17 protein-coding genes are annotated in these 18,020 nt (G+C 38.4%); 4 read left to right on the top strand and 13 right to left on the bottom strand.

Annotated features, from left to right (window positions below; translation table 11 throughout):
* Window positions 1-321: 321 nt before the first annotated feature.
* Window positions 322-1,254 carry an alpha/beta hydrolase gene (locus tag CEQ83_RS11280; protein ID WP_098112591.1) on the bottom strand — a complete coding sequence of 311 codons (933 nt, stop codon included), beginning with the start codon at window positions 1,252-1,254 and terminating at the stop codon, window positions 322-324.
* 200 nt (window positions 1,255-1,454) lie between these two features.
* On the opposite strand from CEQ83_RS11280, the gene CEQ83_RS11275 reads away from it, so the two are divergent.
* A complete protein-coding gene (locus CEQ83_RS11275) occupies window positions 1,455-1,730 on the top strand; it encodes a hypothetical protein (protein WP_034266052.1) in 276 nt (91 codons plus the stop codon).
* A 33-nt stretch (window positions 1,731-1,763) separates the two neighbouring features.
* On the opposite strand, the gene CEQ83_RS11270 is transcribed toward CEQ83_RS11275, so the two are convergent.
* The 3 genes from CEQ83_RS11270 to CEQ83_RS11260 all read right to left on the bottom strand — a co-directional run bounded on the left by CEQ83_RS11270 (window position 1,764) and on the right by CEQ83_RS11260 (window position 3,993).
* On the bottom strand, window positions 1,764-2,612 hold the full coding sequence (locus tag CEQ83_RS11270; RefSeq protein WP_028413391.1) for a YihY/virulence factor BrkB family protein: 849 nt from the start codon (window positions 2,610-2,612) through the stop codon (window positions 1,764-1,766).
* Window positions 2,613-2,801: 189 nt separating this feature from the next.
* The gene (locus tag CEQ83_RS11265; protein WP_013056997.1) at window positions 2,802-3,005 is read right to left on the bottom strand and encodes an alpha/beta-type small acid-soluble spore protein; all 204 of its coding nucleotides are present in this window, start codon (window positions 3,003-3,005) and stop codon (window positions 2,802-2,804) included.
* A gap of 127 nt (window positions 3,006-3,132) precedes the next feature.
* Window positions 3,133-3,993 (bottom strand): dimethylarginine dimethylaminohydrolase family protein, encoded by an 861-nt coding sequence (locus tag CEQ83_RS11260; protein ID WP_155017242.1) that lies wholly within the window; start codon window positions 3,991-3,993, stop codon window positions 3,133-3,135.
* Window positions 3,994-4,200: 207 nt separating this feature from the next.
* Here CEQ83_RS11260 and CEQ83_RS11255 point away from each other — a divergent pair, with 207 nt between their 5' ends.
* A complete protein-coding gene (locus CEQ83_RS11255; protein ID WP_155017241.1) occupies window positions 4,201-6,372 on the top strand; it encodes an MMPL family transporter in 2,172 nt (723 codons plus the stop codon).
* Window positions 6,373-6,417: 45 nt separating this feature from the next.
* On the opposite strand, the gene CEQ83_RS11250 is transcribed toward CEQ83_RS11255, so the two are convergent.
* Complete coding sequence (locus CEQ83_RS11250) at window positions 6,418-6,717, bottom strand: YxcD family protein (RefSeq protein ID WP_014460159.1); 300 nt, start codon at window positions 6,715-6,717, stop codon at window positions 6,418-6,420.
* Window positions 6,705-7,160: a hypothetical protein gene (locus CEQ83_RS11245; RefSeq protein ID WP_033578944.1), complete on the bottom strand. Its 456-nt coding sequence runs from the start codon at window positions 7,158-7,160 to the stop codon at window positions 6,705-6,707. Before CEQ83_RS11245 ends, CEQ83_RS11250 begins: the two co-directional genes overlap by 13 nt.
* Before the next feature lie 553 nt (window positions 7,161-7,713).
* On the opposite strand from CEQ83_RS11245, the gene CEQ83_RS11240 reads away from it, so the two are divergent.
* The gene (locus CEQ83_RS11240) at window positions 7,714-8,319 is read left to right on the top strand and encodes an RraA family protein (protein ID WP_155017240.1); all 606 of its coding nucleotides are present in this window, start codon (window positions 7,714-7,716) and stop codon (window positions 8,317-8,319) included.
* Between the two features lie 22 nt (window positions 8,320-8,341).
* On the opposite strand, the gene CEQ83_RS11235 is transcribed toward CEQ83_RS11240, so the two are convergent.
* The 5 genes from CEQ83_RS11235 to proC all read right to left on the bottom strand — a co-directional run bounded on the left by CEQ83_RS11235 (window position 8,342) and on the right by proC (window position 12,712).
* On the bottom strand, window positions 8,342-8,704 hold the full coding sequence (locus CEQ83_RS11235; RefSeq protein WP_013056991.1) for a VOC family protein: 363 nt from the start codon (window positions 8,702-8,704) through the stop codon (window positions 8,342-8,344).
* A gap of 38 nt (window positions 8,705-8,742) precedes the next feature.
* The gene (locus CEQ83_RS11230; protein WP_013056990.1) at window positions 8,743-8,940 is read right to left on the bottom strand and encodes a cold-shock protein; all 198 of its coding nucleotides are present in this window, start codon (window positions 8,938-8,940) and stop codon (window positions 8,743-8,745) included.
* A gap of 358 nt (window positions 8,941-9,298) precedes the next feature.
* Window positions 9,299-10,561 (bottom strand): glutamate-5-semialdehyde dehydrogenase, encoded by a 1,263-nt coding sequence (locus CEQ83_RS11225; RefSeq protein ID WP_028413397.1) that lies wholly within the window; start codon window positions 10,559-10,561, stop codon window positions 9,299-9,301.
* 114 nt (window positions 10,562-10,675) lie between these two features.
* Window positions 10,676-11,782: a glutamate 5-kinase gene (gene proB, locus CEQ83_RS11220; RefSeq protein ID WP_028413398.1), complete on the bottom strand. Its 1,107-nt coding sequence runs from the start codon at window positions 11,780-11,782 to the stop codon at window positions 10,676-10,678.
* Window positions 11,783-11,869: 87 nt separating this feature from the next.
* Window positions 11,870-12,712: a pyrroline-5-carboxylate reductase gene (gene proC / locus CEQ83_RS11215; RefSeq protein WP_028413399.1), complete on the bottom strand. Its 843-nt coding sequence runs from the start codon at window positions 12,710-12,712 to the stop codon at window positions 11,870-11,872.
* A gap of 451 nt (window positions 12,713-13,163) precedes the next feature.
* Here proC and CEQ83_RS11210 point away from each other — a divergent pair, with 451 nt between their 5' ends.
* Window positions 13,164-16,724: a CheR family methyltransferase gene (locus CEQ83_RS11210; RefSeq protein ID WP_155017239.1), complete on the top strand. Its 3,561-nt coding sequence runs from the start codon at window positions 13,164-13,166 to the stop codon at window positions 16,722-16,724.
* Here CEQ83_RS11210 and CEQ83_RS11205 read toward each other — a convergent pair.
* Entirely contained in the window at window positions 16,721-17,341 is a 621-nt protein-coding gene (locus tag CEQ83_RS11205; RefSeq protein WP_033578942.1) for a hypothetical protein, read from the bottom strand. The genes CEQ83_RS11210 and CEQ83_RS11205 overlap by 4 nt on opposite strands.
* The gene (locus CEQ83_RS11200) at window positions 17,338-18,015 is read right to left on the bottom strand and encodes a cobalamin B12-binding domain-containing protein (protein WP_255256867.1); all 678 of its coding nucleotides are present in this window, start codon (window positions 18,013-18,015) and stop codon (window positions 17,338-17,340) included. The genes CEQ83_RS11205 and CEQ83_RS11200 overlap by 4 nt, the downstream gene beginning before the upstream one ends.
* Between the last annotated feature and the right edge of the window lie 5 nt (window positions 18,016-18,020).

Raw genomic sequence — 18,020 nt, 5'->3', positions numbered from 1 at the left:
CAAAAGAAGGCATGAAATAAGGGTAGAAAGCATAGTTAAAAGGAGTATAAAAATTAGAATAGAACATTTAATCACCTACTTTGTTTCAACTTGTAAAAAACCTTCATTAAGATATGAAATCTTTTCTTTTATTGTGAAGCATCATTTTCAATAACTTCTATAACATTGTCTTTATTTATAACATTGAAATAACTTTAAAAGAGATAATAGGCTATTTTTTTGAAACTCTTTTTAACCTTTTCTCCCTCCAAATACAGAAAAGAACAGCACATCAATGTGCTGTTCTTTTCGAGTTTATATGATTTATGACACTATATATCCTTAAATAGAATCAAATACTTGACGCAGTTGAGCTGCGCTTTTATTGATCGCCTGCTGAGCGAGTGGAACAAATTCATGAAACCCTAAAAACCCGTGAATCATTGTTTCATAATTTTCGTAGGTGACGGGAACACCATGATTTTTTAATGCGTCCGCGTAGTCTTTTCCGCTATCTCTTAGAGGGTCGTACTGTGCTGTAAGAATGGTAGCGCTCGGCAGGCTCGATAAATCTTCTAGTAATACCGGAGCGTTATAGGGATGCTGTTCTTCTTCTTTATTATTTAAGTACTGAAGGCGAAACCAATCCATAAGATCTTTTGAAAGAAGATATCCTTCGGCATTTTCTTTCATAGATGCAGGGTGCTGATTTTTAAATCCTACAGATGGATAAATAAGCAGCTGATGAACAATGGATGGACCTTGTCTTTGTTTTGCTAAAATGCTTGCAACCGCAGCAAGGTTGCCACCGGCACTATCTCCTCCAACGGCAATTTTGTTTGAATCAATATTTAATTGAAACGCGTGAGCTGAAATCCACTCCAAGGCGTCATAGGCATCGTTCACCGCAGCGGGAAATTTACTCTCAGGAGCAAGGCGGTAATCAACAGACACTACAATACAGTTTGTTTCATTTGCATACGACCTGCATATGGAGTCATGAGTATCCAGGCTTCCTAATACCCAGCCTCCTCCGTGATAATAAACAAGAGCGGGAAATGGCCCTGTTCCTTCAGGCTCATACACTCGTATAGTGAGGGTACGTTCATTTAATTGGATTTCTTCATTATATACTTTTTTAACTGCTTCTTTAGAAGGAGTTAAAGACATTTTTTCCATTTCCCTCAGCTGCAGGGGTGTAACGTCCTCTAAAGAAGGACGGGGCATTTCGTTATATTGATTTAGAAATATTTGAATATGCGGATCTAACGGCATTTTTCTTCTCTCTCCTTTCAAGGTAACTCTATATGTAATGATGAATGAAATTTCAGAAAAAATCCAATATATTGTCTTCTCGGCAGGCTTTTGTTTGTTTTAATTAAAAATGGGTATAACAATTAAATAAAGAGGATGATATTCGTATATATTTTATTCTCACCTATATAAATATAAATACGTACAAAGGAGGCACAATGATGATTATTGTTTATATAAGCTTAGCTGTTGTTTTGGCATCACTTGCGTATCTTATTTACGCAGGCGTATCATTTAATAAAAAAATCAAGCCAACTGTGAACTCTGTAAACGCCACTTCTCAACATCTTCAAAACGAAACTGATCATATTAAAGAAAAAACAAACCATTTAAAAGTAACACAAGCAGCGATTAAAACGGATATACAGTACAAAAAAGATTCGGTCAAATATACAGCCAACTCATTTAAACAGCTTGTTAATAGCTTTAAACGTTAAAAAAGGAAACCTTTATAAAGGTTTCCTTTTTTATTACATCGCCTGAGACGTATCTTTAGGAGGTGCAGCCGTTTTGTTTCGGTGATAAATAGCATTAATCTCTCCTCCAATGACGAGAATTAACCCCGTTAAAAATAGCCAAAGCATCAGAACAATTACGCCTCCTAAGCTTCCATAAGTAGCAGAATAATTGCCAAAGTTGCTTACGTAAAATGAGAACCCTAAAGATGTCAGCTGCCATAGCAGCGTAGCAGCGAGTGCTCCGGGCCATACGTGAGCAAAAGGAAATGTTTTATTTGGCGCTAATCTGTATAATACGGATAAAACAAGTACCATAGTGCCGACACCAACAATCCAGCGCAGAATATTTAAAACCACTGTTGTACCTGAAGGAAGAGAAAACCATTCGCTTATCCAATTTAACAAAACCCCTCCGAACACTGGTAAAAGAAGCGATACAACAATTGTTACAATTAATCCAATTGTTAAAAGAATGGACAAGCCTCTTACTTTAATAAACGAGCGCTGTTCTTTCACGTCGTAGGCTTGGTTCATTGCACGAATAAAGGCGTTCATACCGTTTGAAGCGGACCAAATGGTTCCTAAAATCCCTACAGTCAGTAACCCGCCGTTTGGTTGGCTCACAAATTGAGCTACGTTATCTTTAAAGATTGCAGCCGTTTCTCCCGGCATAACGCTTTGAAGAAGATCGATTGCCTCTTCCGGTTTAATCGATAGATACGGAACAATCGATATCAGTAAAATAAGCATAGGGAATAATGATAGCATATAATAATAGGCTTGCTCAGCCGCTAGTCCCGTTGCTTGGTCTTCTTGAATTTCTTTACCAAGACTTTTTCCAAATGATAATAGCTTTTTCATGATAAACCTCTACTTTCTCTTTTTTTGTTCTTTTCCCATTTTATGCACTTTTCAACCTTGAAAGTGGAGAATTTCGAGCAAAATCTCAAATCAAGCGACCATGAGAAAGTAGAATGATGTTTCCTACACAAAAAAAGTTCCGGCTCAAAAGAGCCAGAACTTTTCATCAAAGTGTTTATGTAGAGCAGACTAGCGAATGTGTCCTTGTGCACCGCTTAATTGCTGCTGCGCCATCGCAACAAGATGCTTCGTCATTTCTCCACCAACAGAACCATTTGCGCGAGCCGTTTGTTCCGCGCCAAGCTGAACGTTAAGTCTTCCCGCGATTTCCGTTTTTAACTGATCAAGAAGCTGTTCAGCACCTTGAACTAAAATAGGATTACGATTTGCCATGTTTATCACTCCTTTCCTTCAACAGCTTATATAGGTTAATGTTCCTTTCACTTGAAATTTTATACAATATCCTTCAAAAAAAAGATCCCTGCCTATCGCCGAGATCTTTTTTTCTTTTTAAGCTTTTTTACACTCGTTCAAGAGGCATTGTACAGCAGCGGAAAGAACCGCCGGATTTAATAATTTCAGATATATCAACTTCAATTACTTTATAGCCTCGTTTCCTTAACTCTTCATTCACTTCTGTATTCATTGGAAGACTGATCACCCGTTGATTACCGATGGATAATACATTGGTTCCCATCGTAAACTGCTCTTCTTTTGTTACTTCAATTAAATCATATTTCATGCGAAGTAAATTTAATTCTTTTTCATGTAAAGCGGGTGAAAATACAAGCGCTTCTGTAGATGATAAAATATTTAACACACAATCAAGATGAAGATAAGACCGATCAATAGGAATCGGAACAACCTCATACGCTGGAAGCAGCTCTTGGATATGCTCCACGCCTTCTTTACTTGTACGGTCGCTGAGTGCAATAAAAATAGCTTGTCCATCAATCAGCACATCTCCACCTTCAATGGAGTGGTCCGGTACCTGATGGAAAGGAATACCTTGCTGCTGCAGCCAATCGGCTAGCACTTGTTCTTCTCCGCTTCGAATTTCGCTGCCCATTTTCGTGACAATAACGGTATCTCCGAGCGTATAGCCAATATCCCGTGTAAATACTTGTTCTGGAAATGGCTCTTGTGCAGATAGTGCGATGACTTCAATCCCTTCTTTTTGAAGACATTCGACAAATTGACGGTGCTGCTTTGAAGCTAAGCTCTCATCAATGTTTTCGTCCGCATAATGCTTTTGTGTTTCATTAATAATTTCTTCAATTTTCATATATGTAGGTGGACAAACGACCACACGTTTTAATGTATCATACTCATTTTTACATCCATAACTATTCGTCATTTTAGCTGGCTGTTTCATTTGCATCTTTTTAAATCCCCCTTCGTGCATTTATGTACAGTGTTCCCTAAATCGCCTGAAACATAAACACGATTTTATTGAGGAAACAACCCTGCGCATCTATCTGAAAAGCTTTTTCAGGCAAGAAAAACAAAAAAACACAATACTTCTTCTAATTACAATAACTGTTAGTATAAAATAGTCTAGTAACTGTACAAAAAATTGGAGGTTAATATGAATAAAATAGCGAACGCATTATATGCGGGCAGAAAAATTTTATTACTACTGTGGGTCATCCTAATTGTCGGATTTGGCTTTTATGCGGCTAAGCTTCCTTCTGTGCTTGGAGGAAACGGATTTGAAATGAAAGGAATGTATAAAGATACCGAGCAGCTTTTAGTTAATAAATTTGATGTTAGCGAAGCTCAGATCATCGTTTTGTTTGAAAAAAAAGACGGAGTTTCTGACTCGAAATTCCAGCAAACGATCGCTCAGTATATGCAAAAAGCAAAGGACAAATCAGACGCGTCGAAAGTTGACATGCCAACGGCTTCTAACAAGATGATAAAAGGAAGCACAGCGTATGGAATTATCCACTTTAATCACGATGATGGAACGATGGATAAACGAGTGGAAAAGATCAGAACTCTTTCATCTGAAGAAAAAGAAATGAGTGTAAAATTAACCGGTGGTCCTATTATTGAAAAAGATATGAATACAGCAAGCCAAGCAGATTTAGCAAAAGCAGAAGCAATCGGTATTCCTGTTGCTTTGGTTGTGCTTCTTCTAGCTTTTGGCGGCGTGGTAGCCGCTGCAATTCCTCTTATGATAGGAATTGTAACCGTCGTTACCACCATGGGCGTTGTCTATTTCTTTCATCCGTACACAGAGCTGTCCATCTTCATTTTAAACGTGATTCCAATGATTGGATTAGCTCTTAGTATTGACTTTGCCCTTTTATTTATTAATCGCTTTAAAGAAGAAATTCAAACAAAATCGGTAGAACAAGCAATCAAAATCACCATTCAAACAGCGGGACGCTCAGTCATCTTCTCCGGATTATGCGTATTTATTGGATTAGCGGGAATGCTGTTTATTCAAGTTGATATTTTTCAAAACGTCGCTCTTGGAGGAATGGCTGTTGTTTTTATTGCTGTGTTTTCAGCTCTTACGCTGCTTCCTTCCATACTGGCTATACTAGGTACACGCATCAATCGTTTACGCATCTTAAAAATCAGTGAACAAGGCGGTCAATCTAGGTGGCGTTCATTCGCTACATTTGTCATGAAAAAGCCTGTAGCTATGACGATTGTTTCTCTTATTATTCTGTTAGTAGCACTTATTCCCGTTCGAGACATGCATCTAGAAATACCGTCTTCAGAAGCACTGCCAACAAAATACGAGTCTCGTCAAGCTTTTGACACGTATAACGATACGTTTATAAATAAAAACACGGCAGACGTTTATTTTGTGTTAGAAGCTAAGCAAGATATGCTGAAGGAAAAGCCTTTAACAAATGCCTTTACTTTTATAAAACAATTAAAAGAAGATTCGTTAGTTAAGCAAGTTGATTCTATTTCTACCGCTTTAAACGTAAAATCCAGTGATCAGCTTCAAGCTATGCTGAACAACCCGCAGATAAGCGCGCAGACAAAGCCAGCTGTAGATTCGTTTATTAACGAACATTATATGCTCATAAAAGCTACGCTAGATACAGACCAAAATTCAGATCAAGCAAAAGATTTTGTTCGAAAATGGAAAGAGAAACGTTCACCTTTCACCATTCATATTGGCGGCTATCCAAAATTCGAACAAGAAATATTTGATGAAATTTATGAAAAGGCGCCTTATGGCCTGGCTCTTGTTTTATTTTCAACGTATGTCATTTTAATGATTGCTTTTCGTTCCGTCCTGATTCCTTTAAAAGCTATCATTATGAATATTTTAAGCTTAACAGCTACGTTTGGTTTACTTGTATGGCTGTTTCAAAATGGACATTTAGGTCTTACCCAATCCAATATCGCTTTAGTGCTGCCGGTCTTTGTTTTCGGCCTTGTATTTGGGCTTAGCATGGACTACGAAGTCTTTTTGATTTCACGCATTCACGAAGTGTATCATCAAACGAAGGATAACAATGTAGCAACGGTAGAAGGCCTAGCTTCCACTAGTAAAATCATTACGAGCGCTGCTTTAATCATGATTGTCATTACAGGAGCCTTTGCTTTTACAGACGTAACGCCTGTTAAACAAATGGGTGTAGGAATTGCCTTAGCTATATTTATCGATGCAACGATTGTCAGAATGCTTCTTGTCCCTTCTCTTATGAAATTGCTTGGAGATGCCAACTGGTGGTTTTTCACTAAAAAAAGCGATAAGTCCAGTTCCAACGAACAGGTAAAATCATAATAAAAAAACCCGCTCAAGTGAGCGGGTTTTTCAGTGAAGATTTCTTTATCGACTTAATTTAGCAAAAGCGATAATGCCTTCTTCATCGTCTAATTCCAGTTCTAGTCCTGCTGCGTATGGGTCTACGTTCATTTCCGTATCCAGCCAATAGCGCAGCGCTTCGATAATGTTCAAAGTAATATGAACCTGTTTACGATCATGCACGTATGACTCTGCTGAAAAACCGTAGTCATCATCATACATTAGCTCAATCTCTACTTCTTGAGGCTGAACTTGTTTTTTTTCTGCGATATACAAACACATCGCATTGATAATATCTTGTTCAGAAATTTTTATTGTCTCCAAGATTTCACTTCCTCATTTTTACGCTTGTTGCTACGTACGCTTTGGAATAACTTTACTACAAGAAGAATTAAAGCTACAATCACAAGCATATTTACCATAAAGCCTAAAATTGGGCCTAATGGTCCTAAGCTAGATAATAAGCTTCCAAATAATAAGCCCGCAATTCCTCCCATTAAAAGACCTTTCATTAAGCCGCCGCGCTTTGAACCAGCTGCTGTACTTTTAGATGATGAGTTTTTAGACGTATTGTTTTGCTTAACCGAATTACTGTTATTGTTTTTAAATAAGCTTGATTGGTTATTGCTTCCGCTGTCAAAAGAGCGCTTTCCTGATTTATACCCTTTTGCACTTGCTACGTTTGAACCGTCATGAATAAGTGATCCACCGACTGGTGAAAACACAACCGCTAATGCGATAAATGCGGCCAATAATTTTTTTACCATTGCTTTCCCTCCACTAAATGACTAACGTCACATATGTTTTTTCATATATGATTTCCATATATGTTCCTACGTTTCATCATACCAAAAGGTTTCACTTTTTTATATAAAAATGCATAAAGCTCCATTAAATGTTCACAGGATTAAACATTTAGACGCGTTTCATATGGATATAAGACCCTTTTATGTACACATCAGTGAAATTTATAAAACTAACAAAGACTCTTCATCTTGGTTAACGCTTATTTTACACTTCGCCCAGCATATTACTTTCGCAGAGTTCTGTAGCAAGTCCCCTCTTTTAAAAATACCTTTATACGCTCCCTTCGCTTCTATTGGTGGTAATAAAGGAGATATGAGTTTACATGACGAATACCATACAGGAAACAGCGTCTCAGTATAGTACAATGCATCGAAAAATGGTTCTGAACACCTTTAATATTCCACGTTTGTAGTCGATTCGTAGTCAAATGTTATCTACTCCCCCTTTCATAAATAAGAGCTTTCTCTTATATGAATATGTATAGATAAACTAAAGTTACAAAGGAGAGATATGATGTTGAATGAACAGCTCCCATTATCAACAGCAAATTTATCAGATGCAATGGAAGGTGCCAACCACTTAGACTTTTCTATTAAGCCCTTGCAGCGTCATTACAAACTATTCGGGCCGGCTCTTACCATAGATACGCCCGCTGGCAATAATTACTCAGTGCTTGAAGCGATTCGACTAGCGGAGCCCGGAAGTGTGCTCGTTATTGATGGTAAAAGCTACTGTAACCGTGCCTTAGCAGGAGATTTCGTAGTAGCCATGGCGAAGCTTGTTGGAATAAGCGGTATTGTACTAGATGGGGTTATACGAGATCAAGAAGACATCGAAAAGCTCGATTTCCCCGTATTTTGTAAGGGCTCTACAATCGCAGCAAGCAGCAAAAAAGAAAAAGGAAAGGTAAACGAGATCATTTCCTGCGGGGGCGTAAAAATCCGTCCTGGGGACTTTATTGCAGGTGATGACGGTGGAGTGATTGTCATTCCCAAGGAGCAAGCCGAAGAAGTATTAGCAAAAGCGCGAGAAAAATGGCAAAAAGATAAAGACCGAGAGAACGAAGTATTAATTAGCAAAGAAACGGTATATACCTATTTAGATAAAGCCCTAAAATAAAAGACCTCCGCTTGGAGGTCTTTTATTTGTCATATTGTAAAAATTCTAATCGATTTCCAAACGGGTCATGGACAAAAAAACGCTCTCTCCCTGCAATAGGCTCTTCTTCAGAAAGAACGCAGCCCGAATGTGCCAATTTACGTCTAAGCGTCTTGATATCTTCCACGACAAAAGCTGGATGCGCTTTTTTAGCAGGTATGTAGTCATCTTGAATACTGATATGCACTTCTTGAGTCCCACATTGAAACCATATGCCGCCTCTGTGCCTTAAATTTTCCGGCTTAAGAACAGTTTTCATTCCTAAAAGATTTTCATAAAAATTTCTTGCTTCTTGCTCGCATCCTTCTGGACCAAGAAGCTGAACATGATCAATTCCCAGAAACATCCACAAACCCCTTTCAAAAAACGTCTTCCTAAAAGTTATTAATCAATGACTCTAGGATTGTGAATAACCTGCAGCTCTTTTACAGCTTGCTTCATTTCGCTTTTGCAAATTGGACAAGTTGGCTGATCTCCGCTTTTAAAGTTATCTCGAACCCAACAATTACACGTATCTGATGTACATTCCCAAACTTTTGTTTCTTCAATAACAGCCGGCTCTAAATTTTTACGATTATACATACACATCGTCTCCTTTAAACAGTACTTTTTAAGTGGATAATAAATGAAGATTAACTTAGCGTGTAAATGCGGTAAATGGTGCAAGATAAAGTGATACTATACATCCGTAAATCAATCTTTGAGGAATAATACGGCGTCTTGAAAGACTAAAATAAAAATGAAGTTATAACAAAGCAGATAGCAGTTGCTTTTCTTAAAACAACGGGATAGTCTGAAAAGAACAAAAATGAAGATCACAAAAATTATATATTTTACTATTATAACAGAGTTTATAATTTTTTACAAATCAGCTTCCATTTACTTGTGTTGCTTTTCATAAAAAAAAAGCGAGCACATGATTAGGCTCGCTTTTGATTTCTTATCGAGTTTGTCCGTTTCCACTCATAATATATTTAATTGTCGTAAGTGCAGGAAGTCCCATTGGACCACGTGCATGAAGCTTTTGAGTTGAAATCCCAATTTCAGCTCCAAATCCTAAAGCTCCTCCGTCAGTAAAGCGCGTAGATGCATTATGATACAGTGCGGCTGCATCAACTAATGACATAAAGCGTGAAACGGCTTGTTCATCTTCTGAAATGATGGCTTCGGAGTGTTTTGTTCCATATGTTTCGATATGGTCAATCGCTTCATCCACACTCTCTACTACTTTCATCGCAATTGCTAAGCGTAAATACTCTTCAGCCCAGTCTTTTTCAGCCGCTGGTTTTGCTCCAGGAATTTCACCTACTGTCGCTTTGTCACCATATACTTCAATACTATGATCGTTGAATGCTTGAATCAATTCATCTTTATGAGAATCGAGCCAGTTTTTGTGTACAAGAACCGTTTCTGCTGCGTTACACACCGCTGGTCGATCTGTTTTTGCATTAATTAAAATCGGAATGGCCTTCTTAACGTCAGCTTTTTCATCGATGTAAATATGGCAGTTTCCGACTCCCGTTTCTAACACGGGAACGGTTGCGTTATTGACGACCGCTTGAATCAATGAAGCCCCTCCGCGCGGAATCAGCACGTCAATATGCTCTTTCATTGTAAATAATTCTTGCGTAGCCGCACGATCTGTACTTGAAATAAACTGTACCGCTTCTTTAGGAATTGGCGTTTCATCAAGAGCTTTATGAATAATGTCCACGATAGCTTGGTTAGATGAAATAGCTGAAGATCCGCCTTTTAACACAATAGCATTTCCAGATTTCAACGCTAGCCCTGTTGCATCTACGGTTACGTTTGGACGTGCTTCATAAATCATTCCGATCACGCCAAGAGGCACCCGTACTTGCTTTACATCTAGACCGTTATCCAATGTCCAGCTTGATAAAATATCGCCTGTTGGATCATCTAGCTCAGCAACTTCACGAAGGCCGTTTGCAAATTCTTTTACACGTTCCGCTGAAAGAGCAAGGCGGTCCATAAGCGCTTCGTCAAAACCTTTTTCTTTCCCGTTTTTTAAGTCTACTTCATTTGCTTTTAAAATATACTCCGTGTTGCTTTCAAGTGTAGAAGCAATCGTTAACAGCGCATCGTTCTTTTGCTTTGTTGTTAGTAAACTTAATTGCTTAGCTGCTTTTTTTGCTGAAATAGCTTGTTCTTCTACTGAATACGTTTCATTTGTTTGTAACACCAAATCACTCCTGGATTCGTTTTAGTTTTGTTTGATTTTAAAGTGTGAGGCATAAGAGGTAAATGCAATCATGCAAAGAAAAGGAAGGGCTCCTTTTCTTTACAGCATGTTTGCTTACAAACCGACCGGTACTGGAATTTCTAAGTGACACACTAGACCTTCGCTGTCAACAATCGGTTGATCAATTGGCTCATTCAGTGCAAGTTCATCAGATGAATAATTTGTCACGCCAAGAGCCAGCTCATTGTCATCTTTATCTAGAATACGTACAACTGCTCGTTCACTAAAGTGGCCTTTAATATATTTAACATGCTCGCGAAGTAAAGGCTCTTTATCTTCAATAATTGCACGTTTCGCGGCATCTTCGACTACTATTTCCCCTTCAGGACCAGAGTTAAACGCAATCCACTGCTTTTTCTGATTAAGGTTCGCAGAATCATCTTCAGATTCAAAATACGTTCCTGTTGCATCCCCGTCAACCGCTTGTGTTAAAATGTTTGGCACGCCAGCTCTTCCTAAAAATGCTGGAATTCCTGACGCCATAGCGATTTTGAACGCGTCAATTTTCGAGCGCATACCGCCTGTTCCAACTGAACTTCCTGAATCTCCTGCAGATTCTTCGATGTCTTGCGTGATTTCCCCTACATGAGGAACTAATTTTGCATTTGGATCCTGACGAGGGTCTGCGCTGTATAAGCCATCGATATCCGATAAAATAATAAGCAGGTCGGAATCCACTAGTCCAGCAACTTTAGCTGAAAGTGTATCATTGTCGCCAAATTTTAATCGATTGATGGTTACCGTGTCGTTTTCATTGACAATTGGTACGATGCCACGTTCTAACAGCACATTAATTGTATTTCGTGCATTGTTGTAACGATTTTCGTCTGAAAAATCGTCTCTCGTAATTAAGATTTGAGAAGCAACGTATCCATGTGATAGAAACAGTTCTGAATAAGCCTCCATTAACAGTCCTTGACCAATTGAGGCAGCTGCTTGTTTTTCAGGTAAAGAGCTAGGTCGCTCTAAGCAGCCAAGCTTGCGGTATCCTGCAGCTACAGCTCCTGATGAAACCAATAGCACTTCATGACCACTATCTTTTAAGTCTACGACTTGATCCACAAGGCGCTCGAGCTTCCGTCTGCTGATTTCACCGTGTGAACTTGTTAATGAACTACTTCCAATTTTAATTACAACCCGCTTCTTATTGTCGGGACTCATCAAATCACTCCTAGTGTGTTCTGTATGTTTTCTTGTTTATGATTATTTTTTTGTGGTGAGGAATTCACGAAGAAGATAAGTGACGAATTAATTAGTACTTGCCACTTTTTGTAGTTGAGCACTCATTTCTTTTGAACGCTTTGATGCTCCTTTGACTGCTTGCATCATTGCTTCTCCGCCGCCGTGTTTAGCTAAGGCGTCTAAACCAGCTGCTGTTGTACCGTTTGGAGACGTCACATTTTCACGAAGCTCCGTCGGCGTTTCATCTCTTTCCATCATCATTCTTGCTGCACCGTAAATGGTTTGGGCGCCAATTTCACGTGCTAGCTCAGGATCGAGACCTTCTTCTTTAGCTGCTTTTTCGATATGCTCCATAAGGAAATAAAAATAAGCGGGTCCACTTCCGGCAATTCCTGTGAAAATGTCCATTTGAGGCTCATCAATCACGTACACTTTTCCGATTGCAGAAAGCAGCTCTTTTGCTGTTAGCACAGCATCCATTGCAGCATATTGACCTGGAGATATAGCCGTTGCTGATTGCTGAATCATACTTGATGTATTCGGCATCACTCGAATGACCTGCTGTTCATCATGCAATAACTCTTCCATGTAAGAAGATGAAATCCCTGCAAGAACAGATAGGACAAGCTGGTCTTTGTTGATTTGAGGCTTTAATTCGTTTAATGCCTCTTCAGCGCCTTTTGGCTTCATCGCTAGAATAAAAACGTCAATGTCATCTGTTTTCAGCTCGCTGCGCTTTACTGCTTTGATACCATATCTATTTTCAAGTTCGTGCAGTCGCGCATCATTGCTACGATTTGTTACGATAATATTTTCAGCAGGTAATTTCTTTGCATTGACCATACCAGAAATCATCGCTTCTGCCATTGATCCAGCACCTAAAAAAGCAACTTTTTGTTTTTGATCCATCAAATCTCCCCTGTCATTTGTTCGTATTTTTGTTCTCGTTTCTTTCAACGGTTCCTATAGTAACATGCTGAAAAAGAGTGTCAAGTTGAATTTAACCGTTTTTTTCCTCCTTGAGCGTATAACCTTATGCGTATGTAAGCGCAAACAAAACTTTTTTAAATATTTTTTTCTGCAAAAAAAAACGATTTTTTTTATAAAAATACGTTTATATAAGGAAAATCGGGGCATACTATATAGTTTGGACTTTAAAATTTTTTTACGAAAAATAGAGGAATTTTGAAAACGTTATTTGAACAATATAATAGGTTTGCTAAAATGAACCTATGTACCAGCATCTTGGTTTTTTTTGAAAAATTTACTTTTGATGTAAACCACGCTGTGCTGTCGACATTAAAATAAACAAAACGACATACAATCTAGGAAGTGTCGAAACATTATTGGAGGTTCTATTATGAAGAACAACTCGTTTTCTACAGTTCCATCGTCTTCAGAAGGAATAGAGAAACAGGATTTACACGTTGTGGGAATTGGCGCTTCTGCCGGAGGGTTAGAAGCTATTGAGCAGTTTTTCGCTAATATGCCTTCACCAAATGGAATGGCGTTTATTATTGTACAGCACCTTTCCTCTAAATATAAAAGTTTTATGCCAGAACTTTTAGCAAAAAAAACAGGAATGAATATCAAACTGACACAAGACGGGATGACTTTACAAGAAGACACAATTTATTTAAATCCTCCCCATCATTATGTGACCGTTGTGGATCATACTCTTCGCCTTCGTCCTTATGAAGAAAATGATCAGGTAAAGTATCCGATTGACGCCTTTTTTCATTCTCTGGCCGCTGCAAAAAAACACCGGTGCACAGCCATTATTTTATCGGGAAAAGGAAATGATGGAACAGGAGGAGCAAAAACGATAAGAGAGTATGGCGGAACTGTACTTGTACAAGATGAAAGCACAGCAAAGTACAGAGATATGCCCCTAAGCGCTATTGATGCACACCTTGCTGATTATATTCTTTCTCCTGCTGATATGCCTGACCTTGTGCAAACGCATGTCAGCCAAACTGAATTTACATATAATGAAGAAACGCTGCAATACATTTATTCACTAATAAAGAAGAAAACAGGCATCGACTTCTCTATGTACAAAAAAAACACGGTGCTGCGACGACTTGAAAAAAGAATGGCTTTACTCGATCCGCCCTCTCAAACGATGGAAGAGTACCGGGACTATTTATGTAAGGAAGCCGAAGAAATCGTCGAACTGCAGCGAGACCTGCTGATTGGAGTGACGCAATTTCTTAGAGATAAAGAAGCATTCTCTATTATTGAAGAACAAGTCATCCCTCAATTAGTTGAAAGAAAGATTCATAGCCAAGAAGATGAAATCCGCATCTGGGTAGCAGGTTGTTCTACTGGTCAAGAAGCATATACATTAGCTATTTTGCTTCATGACTATTTATCAACAATCAACCGTTATTTCGATGTCCGAATCTTTGCTACGGACATCGATCGTCATGCAATCAAAAGAGCGAGTCAAGGCATTTATGAAGAAGCGGAAGTTCATTCCTTCTCAGCAGCTCAGATTAATGAATATTTTGAGCAAACAAAACACGGTGGTTATCAAGTTAAAAAAACAATCCGTAAAATGATTGTTTTTGCCCCGCATAATATAGGAAAAGACTCGCCTTTTGTAAACGTTGATTTAATCAGCTGTCGAAATATGATGATTTACTTCCAAGCTGAACTGCAGCAGCGCATTCTGTCTCTTTTTCATTTTTCTTTGACAGAAGAAGGCGTACTTTTTTTAGGCCCTAGTGAAACAACGGGAAATTTGTCTGATTTGTTCCGCCCTATCAACAGTAAGTGGAAAATATTTAAACGTTCGGGGCAGCCCAGCCGACAAATTACAGGAGCTTTTAATCTTTCAAAATCCAGCTTGCATGAAGGTGATTTTTCTAGCGTACCGCTGCCAAGTCAACTTTATAAGCCTCTTCCTTCGCTTAAATTGGATGAGATGTATCAGTCAATGATTGATCATTTTATGAGCCCTTGTCTTGTATTAAATGAATACAACGAAGTGATATTTTGTTCAAAAGAAGCGACTCAGCTTATTAACGTTCCTGTGGGGAAGATTAATTATACCATTTTCAAAATGGTTCCCGTTCACGTCTCTTTAGCCATTGGAGCAGCTATTAAACGCGTAAAAGAGCAAGGTATGAGCGTATGCTGTCAGCACATTGAATTTGTCATAAACAACGTGCAGCGCCGTTTTAATATTACGATATCTGCCCTTCCAACAAATCACTCTCTTTACTTACTTATGTTTGATGAACAGACAGATAGTGCCATTATTGATAAGGAAGAGCCCATGTTTCTTAATCAAACAAGCTCTATTAGTGAGCTTGTAGTAGATTTAGAGCAAGAGCTTCATTACACTCAGCAGCATTTGCAAACGACGATTGAAGAGCTAGAAACAGCAAATGAGGAGCTAAAATCCACGAACGAAGAACTGATTGCTTCCAACGAAGAGCTGCAGTCCACAAATGAGGAATTGCAGTCTGTTAATGAAGAGTTAATTAGTGTTAACAACCAGTACGAGCGAAAGATTGAAGAATTAACGGACTTAAACAACGATATTGATAATTTATTAATCAGTACAACTATTGCTACCATCTTTTTAGACGAGCAGCTGAATATTAAATTATTTACGCCGGAAACGAAAACAGTGATCAACGTTCTTCATCAAGATATCGGAAGACCTTTCTTTCATATTTCGCATAACTTTAGATATGACCATCTAATCGAGGACGCAATGCACGTTTTAAGAACAAATAACACCCTTCAAAAAGAAATTCAAAGCTACGATAACCAATGGTATAGCATGAAAATGATGCCTTATCGTACGAACGAGAATTTAATTAACGGTGTAGTTATCACGTTTATTAATATTACAGAAATTAAACGATCAAATGAAGAATTGGCTATTACATCATTTGCAGTAGCTCACAGTCCTACGGGCATTTTTATTACCGATCATCAAGGTAAAATTAAGTACATTAATCAAAAATTCATGGAGCAAAAGCATGCGCCGCAAGAAGTATTTGGGCTGCACCTCTACGACTTATATACAAAAAAGCTGGGCGTTAAAAGATTCCCTAAAATTTGGAATGAAGTATACAGAGGAGAAAAATGGAACGGAGAAATTTCCTACGTTCAAGAAGACGGAGAAACCGTTTGGGAACAGTTAGCCTTAATGCCTGTTAAAAATGATCAAGATGAAATCATCCATTACATTGGTTTAAGTGAAGACATTTCACAGCGCAAACAGTCGGAAATGATGCTCAAAAATTCAGAGATGCTGTCAGCACTTGGACAGCTGGCTGCCGGCATTGCCCATGAAATACGAAACCCTCTTACATCATTAAAGGGCTTTTTACAGCTTATGATGCAAGAAGAAACGTATAAAAAAGAATATATGGATGTCATGATGTCCGAGTTTAACCGCTTAGAGCTGATTATTAGCGAACTGCTCATTCTAGCCAAACCCGAAGTCGTAAAATATGAAAATAAGCAGATAAATTTAATTCTTCAAGACGTATGTACACTGCTGCATACACAGGCCATTCTTAAAAACATTACTATTTCAACGGATTTTGAAGAAAAATTACCTGTTGTTCATTGTATTGAAAAAGATATGAAACAAGTATTTATCAACATGATGAAAAATTCTATTGAAGCGATGGATGACCCCGGGTCTATTCTAGTGGTATCTAAATTTGATCCAGATACAAATCAAGTAGTCGTCCAAGTGATAGATGAAGGAAAAGGCATGCCGAAAGATCGATTAACACGAATTGGCGAGCCTTTCTATACAACAAAAGAAAAAGGAACAGGATTAGGATTGATGGTGAGTCATAAAATCATTAGTAATCATAAAGGAAGCATTTCGTATGATAGTGAAGAAGGCAAAGGAACAACGGTAGAAATCCGATTGCCGCTTTCTTAATGTACTTTGTTCTTCTGTCTTAAGCAGTCAAGCTCCTGATTAATTAAATCTTGAATGTCAAACAAATGTGTAGAGACCAATTCAATATACTCTCCTTTTCCTGCTTCAATTACGTCGGAGCGGATAATACTTAGGAGGTCTTGAATGGTTAGCACATTTGTTTTCATTTCTCGAAAATGACGCTGAAGATCAACTAGCTGCATTTTTTTCGCCGTTTCTACATCTGTTTCTCTGACCGAAAAACCTTGGTTCACTTGTGGTGAGTCTTGCATAAGTATAGAGCGAAACTGTTGAAGGGTTGATTGAACACTCATCATATGCTCATGAATAGGATAGCAGAAAACAGCATGCAGCGAATGGTACGCTTCAGGCTTAAAATGAAAATCAAAAAGAGCAACCGGGTTGGAAAACGTGCGCATATTTACTTCGATTTGCACTTCTTCCTTTCCCTGGAGTGCTCTTTTTACTTTTTCTTGGCTGTCTTCATCAACTAGATCTAAAAAGTTCTGAACAGGCGGGAAATTTTTCGTGACGCTTGGTGTAAATTCAATTATTTCGTTGTCTTTATTGAGTAAAAACATTGGAACCGGAATGTGTTGAATCGGCAAACTGATCATATTTCTTCCCCCATTACTAACATTTTATCTTGCGTCGAACTTTCTTTATTGTTGATTAGAAGCCAGTCTTTAAAAGCTTGAATATGATTAATGAATATAGTTTTTGAAGATCCTGAAGCCGATAAATCATGCGTGCTGAGAAGCCTGCTGCCCACTAATACAAGAGGACTTTGCGACATGCTTTCAATCTCAGCAATGTATTTTTGTAAATCAGGCAGCAAATGCACTTGTGAGACGGACAAACATACTACATCAGGATCCCATCTTTCAATGCTTTTTAGAGCGAACGGCAGCGGCAAGTTTGCTCCTAAGTTTTTAACTTCCCATCCGTGTTCGCTCATAAGTCCTGCAATCATTTTAATGCCTAAGTAATGCTCTTCTCCTTCAATACAAAAAAGAAGTGCTCGATTACGCTGAAGCAATTGATGCTGTGATAGCTGAAAGCGAGTTAACACATAGTCACAGGTTGCAGTAGCCAAATGCTCGTCCGCGACTGAAATTTTATTTTCTTGCCACCTTTTCCCTATCTCATACATCGCTTCTGTCAAAAACGTATATACGTCAGTTGAAGAATGGCCTTCTTCTATATATATAGCAATGAGCAGCCAGCTTTTTTGAACGTCTCCTTCTAGCAAACAATCAGCTAAAGCCGCTACACTACGAGAGTAAACGATAAGAT

Source organism: Priestia megaterium, assembly GCF_009497655.1.
Classification (GTDB): Bacteria; Bacillota; Bacilli; order Bacillales; family Bacillaceae_H; genus Priestia; species Priestia zanthoxyli.
Note: the sequence above shows the minus strand (reverse complement) of the source record. Positions and strands in the feature narration are given on the sequence as shown.